Origin of the sequence: Fusobacterium perfoetens ATCC 29250 (assembly GCF_000622245.1) — a bacterium.
Taxonomy (GTDB): Bacteria; Fusobacteriota; Fusobacteriia; order Fusobacteriales; family Fusobacteriaceae; genus Fusobacterium_B; species Fusobacterium_B perfoetens.
The window spans coordinates 142,836-157,212 of sequence record NZ_JHXW01000003.1; the positions used below are offsets into that span (position 1 = coordinate 142,836).

At 25.2% G+C, this 14,377-nt stretch carries 11 protein-coding genes; all 11 read left to right on the forward strand.

Annotated features, from left to right (window positions below):
* Nucleotides 1-9 precede the first annotated feature (9 nt).
* On the forward strand, nt 10-2,202 hold the full coding sequence (locus tag T364_RS0100725) for an ATP-dependent helicase (RefSeq protein ID WP_027127849.1): 2,193 nt from the start codon (nt 10-12) through the stop codon (nt 2,200-2,202).
* A gap of 8 nt (nt 2,203-2,210) precedes the next feature.
* Nucleotides 2,211-3,038 carry a UDP-3-O-acyl-N-acetylglucosamine deacetylase gene (lpxC, locus tag T364_RS0100730; protein WP_027127850.1) on the forward strand — a complete coding sequence of 276 codons (828 nt, stop codon included), beginning with the start codon at nt 2,211-2,213 and terminating at the stop codon, nt 3,036-3,038.
* A gap of 78 nt (nt 3,039-3,116) precedes the next feature.
* A complete protein-coding gene (fabZ, locus tag T364_RS0100735) occupies nt 3,117-3,554 on the forward strand; it encodes a 3-hydroxyacyl-ACP dehydratase FabZ (RefSeq protein ID WP_027127851.1) in 438 nt (145 codons plus the stop codon).
* Between the two features lie 20 nt (nt 3,555-3,574).
* Nucleotides 3,575-4,348 carry an acyl-ACP--UDP-N-acetylglucosamine O-acyltransferase gene (gene lpxA, locus T364_RS0100740; RefSeq protein ID WP_027127852.1) on the forward strand — a complete coding sequence of 258 codons (774 nt, stop codon included), beginning with the start codon at nt 3,575-3,577 and terminating at the stop codon, nt 4,346-4,348.
* Entirely contained in the window at nt 4,348-5,151 is an 804-nt protein-coding gene (locus T364_RS0100745) for an LpxI family protein (protein WP_027127853.1), read from the forward strand. Before lpxA ends, T364_RS0100745 begins: the two co-directional genes overlap by 1 nt.
* Nucleotides 5,152-5,167: 16 nt before the next feature.
* Nucleotides 5,168-6,247 (forward strand): lipid-A-disaccharide synthase, encoded by a 1,080-nt coding sequence (gene lpxB / locus T364_RS0100750; protein WP_027127854.1) that lies wholly within the window; start codon nt 5,168-5,170, stop codon nt 6,245-6,247.
* A complete protein-coding gene (locus T364_RS0100755) occupies nt 6,241-8,022 on the forward strand; it encodes an ABC transporter ATP-binding protein (RefSeq protein ID WP_027127855.1) in 1,782 nt (593 codons plus the stop codon). The genes lpxB and T364_RS0100755 overlap by 7 nt, the downstream gene beginning before the upstream one ends.
* 13 nt (nt 8,023-8,035) lie before the next feature.
* Nucleotides 8,036-8,785 (forward strand): ribonuclease PH, encoded by a 750-nt coding sequence (gene rph / locus T364_RS0100760; protein ID WP_147386019.1) that lies wholly within the window; start codon nt 8,036-8,038, stop codon nt 8,783-8,785.
* 9 nt (nt 8,786-8,794) lie between these two features.
* Nucleotides 8,795-9,379, forward strand: coding sequence for an XTP/dITP diphosphatase (locus tag T364_RS0100765; RefSeq protein ID WP_027127857.1), 585 nt, complete (start codon nt 8,795-8,797; stop codon nt 9,377-9,379).
* A 145-nt stretch (nt 9,380-9,524) separates the two neighbouring features.
* A complete protein-coding gene (gene hslU, locus T364_RS0100770) occupies nt 9,525-10,835 on the forward strand; it encodes an ATP-dependent protease ATPase subunit HslU (RefSeq protein WP_027127858.1) in 1,311 nt (436 codons plus the stop codon).
* A 10-nt stretch (nt 10,836-10,845) separates the two neighbouring features.
* Nucleotides 10,846-14,361 (forward strand): chromosome segregation protein SMC, encoded by a 3,516-nt coding sequence (smc, locus tag T364_RS0100775; protein WP_027127859.1) that lies wholly within the window; start codon nt 10,846-10,848, stop codon nt 14,359-14,361.
* Nucleotides 14,362-14,377: the final 16 nt, after the last annotated feature.

The following is a 14,377-nucleotide window of genomic DNA, read 5'->3' on the forward strand; positions in this document are numbered from 1 at the left end:
TTAATATAAATGAGTATATTAGATGCGTTAAATGAACAGCAGAAAAAAGCTGGAGAAAAAATAGAGGGGCCTGTATTAATTTTAGCAGGAGCAGGTTCAGGAAAAACAAGAACAATTACTTATAGAATAGCTCATATGATATTAGAAAAAGGAATATCACCATATTCTATTTTAGCAGTTACATTTACTAATAAAGCTGCTAAGGAAATGAAAGAAAGAGTTGAAAATTTAATAGGAGAAGATGGAAAAAAAATAATGCTTTCTACATTTCACTCTTTTGGATTAAAACTTTTAAGAATATATGGAAATAAAATAGGATATAACCCTAATTTTACTATTTATGATGTTGATGACCAAAAGAAAGTTATAAAATCAATATTAAAAACTTTAGTAGTAGAAGATAAAGATTTAACAGAAGGAAAAATTGCTTCTATAATTTCAAGATTAAAAGAAGATGGAAAAACTCCTGATGATTATTTAAAAGAGAATACTTATGATAGTAATCATAAAATTATATATGAAGTTTATACTAGATATGATAAAGAATTAAGAACTAATAATGGAATGGATTTTTCAGATATACTAGTAAATACTAATAAACTTTTAGATAATTCTGAAATATTAGATAAAGTCCAAGAAAAATTTAAATATATAATGGTAGATGAATATCAAGATACAAATAATATTCAATATCAAATAGTGAATAAAATTGCTAAAAAATATAAAAATATTTGTGTTGTTGGAGATGAAAATCAAAGTATATATGGATTTAGAGGAGCTAATATTCAAAATATTTTAGATTTTGAAAAAGATTATAGAGAAGCTACTGTTATAAAATTAGAAGAAAATTATCGTTCTACAAAAGTAATATTAGAGGCAGCAAATACAGTTATAAGAAACAATAAAAGTTCTAAGAATAAAAATTTATGGACAAAAAAAGCTACAGGAAATAGAATCTTATTGAAAGCTTGTGAAAATGGTAGACAAGAAGTTAATTTTGTAATTGATGAAATTAAAAAATTAAAAACATCTGGAAAAAGATATAATGATTTTACAATTCTTTATAGAACAAATGCTCAATCAAGACTATTTGAAGAAGGTTTTTTAAGAGAAGGAATCCCTTATAAAATTTTTGGCGGAATTCAATTTTATCAAAGAGCAGAGATAAAAGATATATTAGGATATTTATCTGTAATAAATAATCAGATGGATGGAATAAATTTAGATAGAATAATAAATGTTCCTAAAAGAAAAATAGGAGAAAAAACTGTAGAAAAAATAAAAAATTATGCTTTAGAAAATAATTTAACTTATTTTGAAAGTCTAAAAGAAGTTGAAAAAATAGACGGAGTTGGAAAATCTGCTGTAGAAAAAATAAAAGAATTTACTAAAATTTTAGATACTTTAATAGAAGATAGCATGGAACTTCCTGTATCTGAATTATTTAATGAATTAATACAATTAATAGAGTATAAAAAATATTTAGAAACAAATTATGAAGATTATGAAACAAGAATTGAAAATATAGAAGAGTTAAGAAACTCAATATTTGAATTAGAAAAAATTGTAGATAATTTAACTTTAAGAGAATATTTAGAAAATGTATCTTTAGTAAGTGCAACTGATGATTTAGATGAGGAAAAAGAATATGTTAAACTTATGACAATTCATAACTCAAAAGGTTTAGAATTTCCTATTGTATTTTTGGTAGGATTAGAAGATGAAGTATTTCCTAATACAACAAAAGTTTTAATCGATAATGAGCAATTAGAAGAAGAAAGAAGAATTTGTTATGTGGCAATTACAAGAGCTGAGGAAAGATTATTTTTATCTTTTGCTTCTCAAAGATATAATTATGGAAAAGAGCAATTTATGACTCCGTCTAGATTTATAAAAGAAATTCCAGAAGATTTAATTGAAAGAGCTGTGGTTATACATAGTAAAATAGAAAAAAGTGTAGATGAAAAAATTTATGAAAAAATAAGTAAAAAATCAATTAGCACTTTTGAAAATACAAAAGAATTGAAAAAATCTGTAGAAAATATTAAAAATAATCCGTATAATATAGGAGATAAGGTTACTCATATAAAATTTGGATTAGGAAAAGTAACAAAAATTACAGAGAAAAAAATAACAGTACAATTTGTAGATGGAGAGAAAGACATAGCTTTAATTTTAGCTAGTAAATTTTTAAAGAAATAGGAGGTAAAATGAAAAGAAAAACTCTTAAAAATGAAATGTTTTATGAAGGAATAGGACTTCATAAAGGAAAAAATATAAAACTTCACTTAATTCCTGTAACAAATGGAGGAATAGTTTTTAAAAGGATAGATTTAGAAGAAGGAAAAAATAAGATAAATCTTGATATAAATAATACTTTTGATTTAACTAGAGGAACTAATTTAAAAAATGAATATGGAGCAGCTGTTTACACAATAGAGCATTTTTTATCAGCTTTATATGTGTTAGGAATAACAGATTTAATAGTAGAATTAGGAGATAATGAGTTACCAATTTGTGACGGAAGTGCTAGAATTTTCATTGAGGAAATAGAAAAAGTTGGAATAAAAGAATTAGAAGAAGATATAGATGAGATTGTTGTAAAAGAACCTATATATCTTTCAAAAGAGGATAAACATATAGTAGCTTTACCTTATGATGGATATAAATTAACTTATACAATAAAATTTAATCATACTTATTTAAAAACTCAAATGTTAGAAACTGAAATAAATTTAGAAAATTATAAAAAAGAAATAGGAAATGCAAGAACTTTTGGGTTTGATTATGAAATAGAATATTTGAAAAAGAATAATTTAGCCTTAGGTGGAACTTTAGACAATGCTATTGTTATTCAAAAAGATGGAGTTATGAATCCAAGTGGCTTAAGATATGAAGATGAATTTGTAAGACATAAAATGTTAGATATTATTGGAGATTTAAAAATATTAAATAAACCAATAAAAGCTCATATAATAGCAATAAAAGCAGGTCATGCTTTAGATATAGAATTTGCTAATATTTTAAAAAAAATTTAAAATAAAAAAATAAAAAATATACAAAAAAAACAGTATATATAGTATAATAAAGCTAAGAAAAAAATTGGAGGTAAATTGATGTTAACAGTAACAGAAATAATGGAAAGAATACCACATAGATATCCATTTTTATTAGTGGATAGAATTATAGATATTGATAGAGAAAATAGTACAGTAACAGGAGTTAAAAATGTAACAATAAATGAAGCTTGTTTTCAAGGTCATTTTCCAGGACATCCTATATTACCTGGAGTATTAATAGTAGAAGGAATAGCACAAGCTTTAGGTGTTTTAGTATTTGAATTAGCAGGGGAAGATGGAAAAAATAAAGTTCCTTACTTTGCGGCTTTAGAAGAGGTAAAATTTAAAGCTCCAGTAAGACCTGGTGACCAATTAGTATATGAGGCAAAAATATTAAAACAAAAGAGAAACATAATAAAAGCTGAAGGTGTAGCAAAAGTAGATGGTAAAGTTGTAACTGAAGTTAAATTTACTTTTAGTATAATGGATAAATAATTGTGAATGGGGGAATTAATGTGGTAGAAATACACAGTACTTCAATAATAGAAGATGGAGCAATTATAGGAGATAATGTAAAAATAGGGCCATTTTGTTTAATAGGAAAAAATGTAAAAATAGGGAATGGAACTACAATACAATCTCATGTAGTAATAGAAGGAATAACGGAAATTGGAGAAAATAATACTATTTATTCTTTTGCTTCAATAGGAAAAGCTTCACAAGATTTAAAATATAAAGGAGAACCAACAAAAACTATAATAGGAAATAATAACACTATTAGAGAATTTGTTACTATTCATAGAGGAACAAATGATAAGTGGGAAACAAAAATAGGGAATAATAATCTTTTAATGGCTTATGTTCATGTTGCTCATGATGTAATAATAGGAGATAATTGTATATTTTCTAATAATGCTACTTTAGCAGGACATGTAGAAATAGGAAATTGGGTAATAGTAGGAGGACTTACAGGAATACATCAATTCTGCAAAATAGGGGACCATGCAATGGTTGGAGGAGCTTCAGCTGTAACTCAAGATATATGCCCTTTTATATTAGCTGATGGAAATAAAGCTATTCCAGTAGGACTTAATACAGTAGGACTTAGAAGAAGAGGATTTACTGATGAAGAGTTACTAGATTTAAAAAGAGCTTATAAAATATTATTTAGAAAAGGTTTACCTTTAAAAGAAGCATTGAGTCAATTAGAAGAAATATATAGTGAAAGTAAAAATATAATGACAATGGTTAATTTTATAAAGCAAAGTAGTCGGGGGATATCAAAATAATGGAGAAAATAGGTGTAATAGTTGGAAATGGAAAGCTTCCTTTTTCAATTATGAAAGAAATAGAACATCATAATAATATAGAAATTTTCCCCATTGGACTTTTTGATACAGTAGATGAAAATGTAAAAAAACATATTAACTTTAAAAATTTTAATATAGGTGAAGTAGGAAATATAACAAAGTATCTTATAAAAAATGGAATATTTAAAGTTATAATGTTAGGAAAAGTAGAGAAAGAATTGATTTTTAAAAATATAAAATTTGACAAATTTGGAGAGGAACTTCTTGCTAATCTTCCTGATAGAAAAGATGAGACTCTCCTTTTTGGAGTTATAGCATTTTTAAAATTAAATGGAATAAAAGTTATTCCTCAAAACTTTTTTTTAAAGAAAATAATGTTTGAAAATAAATGTTATACAATGATAAAGCCAAATTCAGAAGATTTATATACTATAAAACTAGGAAAAGAAGCAGCTAAAGCTTTAAGTGAGGTAGATGCTGGACAAACAGTAATTTGTAAAAATTCTTCAGTAATAGCTCTAGAAGGTATAGAAGGAACAGATAAAACTATACTAAGAGGTGGAGAATTAGGTGGAGAAAATTGTATAATGGTAAAAATGGCAAGACCACAACAAGATATGAGAGTAGATATACCTACAATAGGAATAGAAACTATAAAAACTTTAGTAAAAATAAAAGCTAAAGGAGTTGTGGGAGAAGCTGGAAAAATGATTTTTACAGAACAAGAAGAAGCAATAAAATTAGCTGATGAAAATGATATTTTTATTATTGGAATAAAATAACAATGAGGTAATTATTATGAAAATATTTGTTTCAACTGGAGAAGTTTCTGGAGATTTACATCTTTCTTATTTAATAAAAAATATTTTAAAAGAAGATAATACAATTGAATTTTATGGAGTAGTAGGAGAAAATTGTAAAGCTTTGGGAGTAAAATCCTTATTAGATATAAAAGAATTGGCTATAATAGGTTTTTTAGAAGCTATAAAAAAATATAAATTTTTAAAGAAAAAGGCTTATGAATATTTAGAGTTTATTGAACAAAATAATATAGAAAAAGTTATTTTAGTAGATTATGGTGGATTTAATTTAGCTTTTTTAAAACTTTTAAAAGAAAGAATGCCTCAAGTGGAAGTTTTTTATTATATCCCTCCAAAATTATGGATTTGGGGGAAAAAAAGAATAAAAACTTTGAGATTGGCTGACCATATAATGGTAATATTTCCTTGGGAAGTTGAGTTTTATAAACAATATGGAATAAATGTTATTTATTATGGAAATCCTTTTATAGAAAAATATCCTTTATTAAATAGTGAAAATGGAAATAAAATTTTGTTACTTCCTGGAAGTAGAAAACAAGAGGTAACTTCTTTATTACCTGAAATGCTTAATTTAGTTGAAAAAAATAAAGAAAAAGAATTTATTTTAAAACTTCCTGATAAAAAAACTTTTAAATGGATAAATAGAGATTTAAGTATTTATAAAAATTTAGAAATTTTTCAAGGAAATTTAGAAGATGCTGTAAAAAAATCTCAGGTAGCTATTGCTGCTTCTGGAACAGTAACTTTAGAATTAGCTATTATGGGATTACCTGCAATAGTTGTATATAAACCTAGTTTATTAAATCTTTTAATAGGAAGATATTTATTAAAAATAAAATATATCTCTCTTCCTAATTTAACTGAAAATAAAGAAGTTTATCCAGAACTTATAGGAAATCAGTATAATGAAAAAAATATTTTAGACAAACTTCAATTTATAATGTCTAATAGAGAGAAATATCAAATTGATATAGAAAATATTAGAAAAAAACTTTATGGAAAAGATATAATTAGAAGTTATTCTAAATATATTTTGGAAGGAAAAAATGAATGTTAAAAGAAAAATTAGCAAAGATTTATAAAAGTGATGCTTTGGGTGGCTTTATAAAATATAGTTTTAAATATAAAACATGGCTTATAGGAACAGTAAGTTTATCTATAATATCTTCAGCAATGGGAGCAGTACCAGCTTGGTTATCTAAATATTTAGTAGATGATGTTTTAATTTCAAAAAATGGAAAGATGATGATATTAGTAGGTGGAGGAATTTTTCTAACTACTTTAATAAAATCTTTGACAGCTTATTATGCAGAAACTACATCAGTTTATTTAAGTGAAAAAATAAGAAGAGAGATAAAAATAGATATATTTAGACATTTAGAACATTTACCTATATCTTATTTTAATCAAAATAAGTTAGGGGACATTATGGCTAGACTATCTGGAGATTCTTCAAATTTAGGGAGAATAGGTTTTCTTTTATTTGATATGTTAAGAGAAATGATAACAGTTTCAGCTTTTTTAGTTAGAATGTTTCAAGTGGATGTTATCCTTTCTTTGATAGCTTTAGTAGTAGCTCCAGCTATTTTTATTATGGTAAAAAAATATACTAAAAAACTTAGAAATACAGGTAAAGAAAGACAAGATACAATTGGAGATGCTACAGCTTTTATGCAAGAATCTTTAGCTGGAGTTCAAGTTATAAAAGGTTTTAATAAAATAGATGATGTTATAACGAAATACGAAAATGTAACTGATGGAGAGATGAAAAAGATATATAAAGCAGCTAAAATAAAAGCAAAAATATCTCCATTAAATGAAGTTTTAACAGCTTTAATGTTGGTTTTAGTGGCTGCTTATGGAGGATATTCAATTATATATCTAAAAACTTTTACTCCAGGAGATTTGATTTCTTTTTTAACAGCAGCTGGACTTATGCAACAACCTCTTAAAAGATTTGTAAGAAGAAATAGTGAACTTTATGAAATAGTTCCTTCAGGTGACAGAGTAATGGAAATATTTAAAATAGAACCTGAAAGAGATTGTTTTATAGAAGAACCAAAAGTCTTTAGTGGTGAAGTTGAAAAAATTACTTTTGAAAATGTTGACTTTACATATCCAAATACAGAAACAAAAGTGTTAAAAGATGTAAGTTTCCAAGTAAAAAAAGGAGAAGTAGTAGCCTTTGTAGGAAGTAGTGGAAGTGGAAAAACTACAATAGTTAATTTACTTCCTAGATTCTATGATATAGATAGTGGAAGTATAAAAATAAATGATGTAGATATAAGAGAATACTCTTTAAAACAATATAGAACTCACATAGGAATGGTTCCTCAAGACACATTTTTATTTAGTGGAACAATAGCTGAAAATATTTCTTTTGGAAAACCAGGGATTTCAAGAGAAAAAATTGAAGAAGCTGCTAAAATGGCTAATGCTTATAATTTTATTATAGAATTAGAAAAAGGTTTTGAAACAGAAGTAGGAGAAAGAGGAGTTCTCCTTTCTGGAGGACAAAAACAAAGAATTGCTATTGCAAGAGCTTTAATTCAAGACCCAGCTATAATGATATTAGATGAAGCTACTTCAGCTTTAGATACAGAATCAGAAAAACTTGTACAAGAGGCGTTAGATAAGTTAATGGAAGGAAGAACAACTTTTGTTATAGCTCATAGATTATCTACTATAATATCAGCAGATAAGATAATAGTTATGGATAAAGGGATAATAAAAGAAGTAGGAAAGCATGAAGAATTATTAGCCAAAAAAGGATTGTATTCTAAATTATATAATATTCAATATAATAGAGAAAAAGAATTAGCAACATTATAAGAGGAGAGAAAAAATGAGTAAAATTTTAAGAGAAGATGGAAGAGATGTAGATAATATTAGAAAAATAGAAGTAGTAAGAAATTATACAATACATGCAGAGGGTTCCGTTCTTATTTCATTTGGAAATACCAAAGTTATATGTACTGCTTCTATATCTGATAAAGTACCTCCATTTTTAAGAAATACAGGAAAAGGATGGATAACTGCTGAATATTCAATGTTACCTAGAGCAACAGAAGAAAGAACACAAAGAGAATCAGCCAAAGGAAAACTTAGTGGAAGAACTATGGAAATTCAAAGATTAATAGGAAGAGCATTGAGAGCTTGTGTTGATTTAGATAAAATAGGAGAAAGAACAATAACAATAGATTGTGATGTTATTCAAGCTGATGGAGGAACAAGAACAGCCTCAATAACAGGAGGATATATTGCTTTAGCTATGGCTATAGAAAGAATGGTAAAAATAGGAACTTTATCAGAAAATCCTTTAAAATCTAAAATAGCAGCTATAAGTGTTGGAATTGTAAATAGAATACCAATGTTAGATTTAAAATATAGTGAAGACTCAGCAGCTGAAGTTGATATGAATGTAATTATGAATGATAAGGGAGAATTTGTAGAAATTCAAGGAACAGGAGAAGAAGCTACTTATAGCAGAGCAGAATTAAATCAATTACTTGATTTAGCTGAAAAAGGTCTTAAAGAGTTATTTGAAATACAAGATAAAAATCTAGTTGAAGAATTTGGTACAGTTGAAAGATAAGGTGGAAAAATGAAAATCTTTTTAGCAACAGGAAATAAACATAAGATAGAAGAAATAAAAAAGATATTTTCAAGAGAAGATATTGAAATTTTATCTATAAAAGATGGAATAGAAATACCTGAAGTAATAGAAGATGGAAAAACTTTTGAAGAAAACTCAAAGAAAAAAGCTTTAGAAATTTCAAAATTTACAAATATGATAACAATAGCTGATGATTCAGGAATATGTGTTGAAGCCTTAGGAGGAGCTCCTGGTGTTTATTCAGCAAGATATTCAGGAGAAAATGCTACTGACGAATCAAATAATAAAAAACTTATTGAAAATTTAAAAGGTATTGAAAATAGAAATGCCAAATTTGTCTGTGTAATAACTTTAGCAAAACCTACTGGAGAAACTTATAGTTTTACTGGAGAAATTTCTGGAGAGATAATAGATGAACCTCGTGGAAAATTTGGTTTTGGTTATGACCCATATTTTTATGTAAAAGAATATGGGAAAACAACAGCTGAAATGGAAGATTTCAAAAATAAAATCAGTCATAGAGCTAGAGCATTAGCAAAACTTAAAGAAAATCTAGATAATATATTAAAATAAGCTAGTTGAATAAGCTAGCTTTTTTATATTTATATAAAATTTATAAAAATATAGAAAAATTTTAAAGAAATAAATTAAAATTTAATGGTAAATTATAGTATAATATAAAGGTATAGAAATTTTTTGAATGTATTAAGGAGGAAATATGATTCCAAGTGAAATAGTAAAAGAATTGGATAAATATATTGTTTCACAAGATGAGGCAAAGAGAAATTTAGCAATATCATTAAGAAATAGATATAGAAGAAAAAATATAAAAGATAAAAATATGAGAGAAGAAATAACTCCTAAAAATATTATTCTTATGGGTTCAACAGGAGTTGGAAAAACAGAACTTGCTAGAAGATTAGCTAAAATTACAAAATCACCATTTTTAAAAGTTGAAGCTACTAAATATACAGAAGTGGGTTATGTAGGTAAAGATGTAGAAAGTATAATAAAAGATATAGTTTCTCTTACAGTTAAAAGATTTACTTCTGAAAAAACAGAAGAGTTAAAAGAAAAATATTATGATATGGCTGTAGAAGAAGTAGCTAAAAAAATAAATAATTTAGATACTTTAGATGATAATTTTAAATTTAATTTAATAGAAGAAATAAAAAAAGGAAATTATGATGAAGAAACTATTGAATTAGATAAAAGTCAATATGAACAAGGAAATAAATCTCCTATAATAGAAATAATGGGTTATTCAGAAAAAGGTGATATTGGAGATATAATCCAAAATGTAATGAGTATGGGAGAGGGACGAAAAGGAAAAAAATCTAAGGTAAAAGTAAAAGAAGCAATTAATTTAATAATAAATAAAGAAATTGAAGAAAATTTAGATTATGACGAAATAGGAAGAGAAGCAGTAAAAAAAGTAGAAAATGATGGAATTATTTTTATAGATGAAATAGATAAGATAGCTGGAACTAATAGTGTAGGAAGAGGAGAAGTTTCCCGTCAAGGAGTTCAAAGAGATATTCTTCCTATAATTGAGGGAACAACTGTTATGACAAAATATGGTCCTGTAAGAACAGAACATATTTTATTTATAGCTGCTGGAGCTTTTAGTGAAGCAAGTTTTTCAGATTTAATGCCAGAACTACAAGGAAGATTCCCATTAGTTGTATCTATGGAAGATTTAACAAAAGAAGATTTTGTAAAAATTTTAACAACAGTAGATTATAATTTAATTGAACAATATAGAAGTTTGCTTTTAGTTGATAATGTAGAAATAAATTTTACTAAAAGTGCAATAGATAAAATAGCAGAGTATGCATATGAACAAAATTGTACTGTAGAAAATATAGGAGCTAGAAGATTGGCTGCTGTAATAGAGTTGATTTTAAGAGATATAATGTTTGAAGCTCCATATAAAGAATTTAAAAAAATAAATATAGATAAAAAAATGGTTGATAAAATCATAAAAAATGAAAAAGAAGATGAAAATTTAGATAAATATATATTATAGGAGAAAATTTATGCATTTAAAAGGAATAGAGATATACGGATTTAAATCTTTTGGTGAAAGAATAAAAATAGATTTTAATAAGGGAATAACATCAATAGTAGGACCTAATGGGTCAGGAAAATCAAATATACTAGACTCTATTCTTTGGGTGCTAGGTGAACAATCATATAAAAATATAAGAGCTAAAGAAAGTAAAGATATAATATTTTCTGGTGGAGAATCTAAAAAAAGTGCAAACAATGCTGAAGTTTCTCTTTTTATAGACAATAAAGATGGATATTTTTCAACTGATGAAGAAACTTTAAAAATAACGAGAAAACTTTATTCTAGTGGGGAAAATGAATATTTAATCAATGATAAAAAAGCTAGACTTAAAGATATTAGTGATATGTTTTTAGATACAGGAATAGGAAAATCAGCATATTCTGTAATAGGTCAGGGTAAAGTAGAGAGAATAATTTCATCTTCTAAAAAAGAAGTAAAAGAAATAATTGAAGAAGCTGCTGGAGTAAAAAAATATCAAATAAGAAAATTAGAAGCTGAGAAAAAGTTAGAAAATGTAGTAAATGAAGTTGAAAAAATAGAACTTATTTTAACAGAAACAGGGGAACAAAGAACAAAAATAAAAAAACAAGCTGAAAAAGCTTTGGAATTTCTTCAAATAAAAGAAGAAAGAGACTCTCTTAATAAAGGAATAAATATTTTTGAACTTTTAAAAAATAGAGAAAATCTTGAAAAAACTCAAGAAAAAAATCAGGAGTTATTAGAATCTCTTAATAAAATAAAAAATGAAAAAGATGAAAAAGAAAAAGAAATTAAAGAGGTTACAGAAAATATTCAAAAAATAAAAAATGAAATTCAATTATTAATGGATAAAAATGAAAATTTAAAAAAAATAATAAATGATTTTGAAAAAGAAAAAGCAAAACTTCTAGAAAGAGAAGAGGGATTTAAAAGAGAAGAAAAAGACAGAAGAGATAGAATAGAATCTTTTAAAGAAAAATTAAATAAAAATCAAGAAAATCATAAAATCCTTTTAGAAGAAAAAGAAAATTTAAAAGTAATTTTAGAAGATGGAGAAGATAAAGTTTCATCTTTAGAAGTTCAAATTAAAGAATTAGAAAGTAAAAAAACAACTTTAGAAAGAGAAGTTGATTTAAAGAAAAGACAATTAATGGATTTAGAAGTTGAAAAGTTACATTATGAGAATGCTCTTGAAAACTCTGAAAAAAGAATAAAGGGAAGTACAGTTAAAATAAATAATCTTATAAAAGAAATAGAAGAAATAGATAAAAAAATATTAGATAGTAATCAATTATTTGAGGAGTGTAAATCTAAAAAAGAAAATTTAGAGAAACAAATTGCTGAAAATGACGAAAATCAACTTCAATGTGAAAAAAATATTTCAGATTATAGTGTAAAAATAAATAGAATAAATGATGAAATTAGAAAAGCTGAATTTGATTTTTCCAAAAATAAAGAGAGATATGATTCCATTCATAGATTTGAAGAGAATAACGAGGGATTTTATAAGGGAGTAAAGGAGATATTAAACTTAAATATAAAAGGTGTAGAGGGAGCTCTTATTTCAATAATAAATATCCCAGAAAAATTTGAAAAAGCAATAGAGGCTTCGATTTCAGGAAATTTACAAGATATTGTTGTAGAAAATAGTGGAATTGCTAAAAAATGTATAGAAATTTTAAAGGAAAAGAAAGTGGGTAAAGCTTCTTTCTTGGCAATGGATACTATAAAAACTTTCCCTAAAAAAGATATTCCAAAATTAGATGGAGTTATTGGAAGAGGTTCTGAATTAATCTCATTTGAGGCTAAATACCAAAAAATTATTGATATGGTATTAGGAAATCTTTTAATAGTAGAAGATGTTGATACTGCAATTAATATTTCAAAGAAAAATATTTTTTCAGGAAATATAGTCAGCCTTTCTGGAGAATTTATAAGTGGAACAGGTAGAATAACAGGTGGAGAAAATAAAGTTACTGCTATTTCTCAAATGTTTGAAAGAAGAAAAGAAGCAAAAAGATTAGAAGAACTTTTAAAAAATTTAAGTAATAGTATCAAAAAGAATAAAGAATTATATGAAAAATTAAATGAAACATTAGTGGAATTAGAAAATAAAACTCAAACTTTAGATACTCAAAATTTAAGTTTAAGGAAAGAGATAAAAAATCTATCAGAAGAATTTGAAAATTTGAAAAGTAAAAATGAAAGATTTATTAAGGAAAAAAGAGTAGCTATTTCTGAAAAAGAAGAGGAAGAGAAATATCTTTTAGAATATAATAAAAGAATAAAAGAATCTTTAGATACTAAAGAAACTATTGAAAAAAATACTAAAGAAACAAAAATGTATATAGAAATAAAATCTAAAGAACTTGAATTGTTATCTGAAAATATTAAAAAATTAAATGATGAATTTTCAGATATAAAGATAAAATTTTTAAATACAAAAGATAGAAATATCCAAATAGAAAATGACATAGAGAAAAATAATAATGAAAAAAAAGAGCTTATTGAGGAAGAAAAAATAGCTAAAGAAAAATTAGAAACTCTAATAAAGGAACTAGAAAATATAAAAAATACTTTAGAAAAAATAGAAAAAGATAAGATGGAAAAAGACTTACAATTTGAAAAAGAAAGTAGGGAATTGTTAGTTACTAATGAAAAAGAGCAATTTTTCCAATTAAAAGAAAAAGAGTTAATAGGAATTATAAAAGATATTGAAAGTAAACAATATAAAGAAGAAGAAAAATTAAAAAATGAATTAGAAAAAATAGAGGAATATCAAAGAAAAATATCTTTTTTAGAAGAAAATATAAATTCTATGAAAGAAATCAAGGAAAAATTAGTAGAAGAAAGTATTTATAAATCTTCTATTGATAGAGTTAAGTACTTAAGTAATAAACTAAAAGATTTTGAAACTGTAAATTTATTGGCTGTAGAAGAATTTAAAGAGTTAGACCAAAAATATAATTTTATAAAAACTCAAAAAGATGATTTAGAAACAAGTAGAAGTTCTCTTCTAGAAATTATAGAAGAAATAAGTCAAGCTATAAGAGAAAGATTTTTTGATGCTTATAATAATATTAATATTAATTTTAATCAAATGTGTATGGAAACCATTGATAATTCTGAGGGAAGTTTAACTCTTTCAAATGAAGAAGATTTTGAAAATTGTGGTGTAGAAATATTTGTAAAATTTAAAAATAAAAAAAGACAATCTCTCACTTTATTGTCAGGTGGTGAAAAATCTATGGTTGCAATAGCTTTTATAATGGCAATATTTATGTATAAACCAAGTCCTTTTACTTTTCTTGATGAGATAGAAGCAGCTCTTGACGAAAAAAATACTAAAAAGCTTATAAATAAACTAAAAGAATTTACTGATAAATCTCAATTTATTTTGATAACACATAATAAAGAAACTATGAGGTCATCAGACAGTATTTTTGGAGTTACAATGAATAAAAAAATAGGAATTTCTAAGATAGTTCCTGTAAATTTATAAAAAAATAGCAAATATT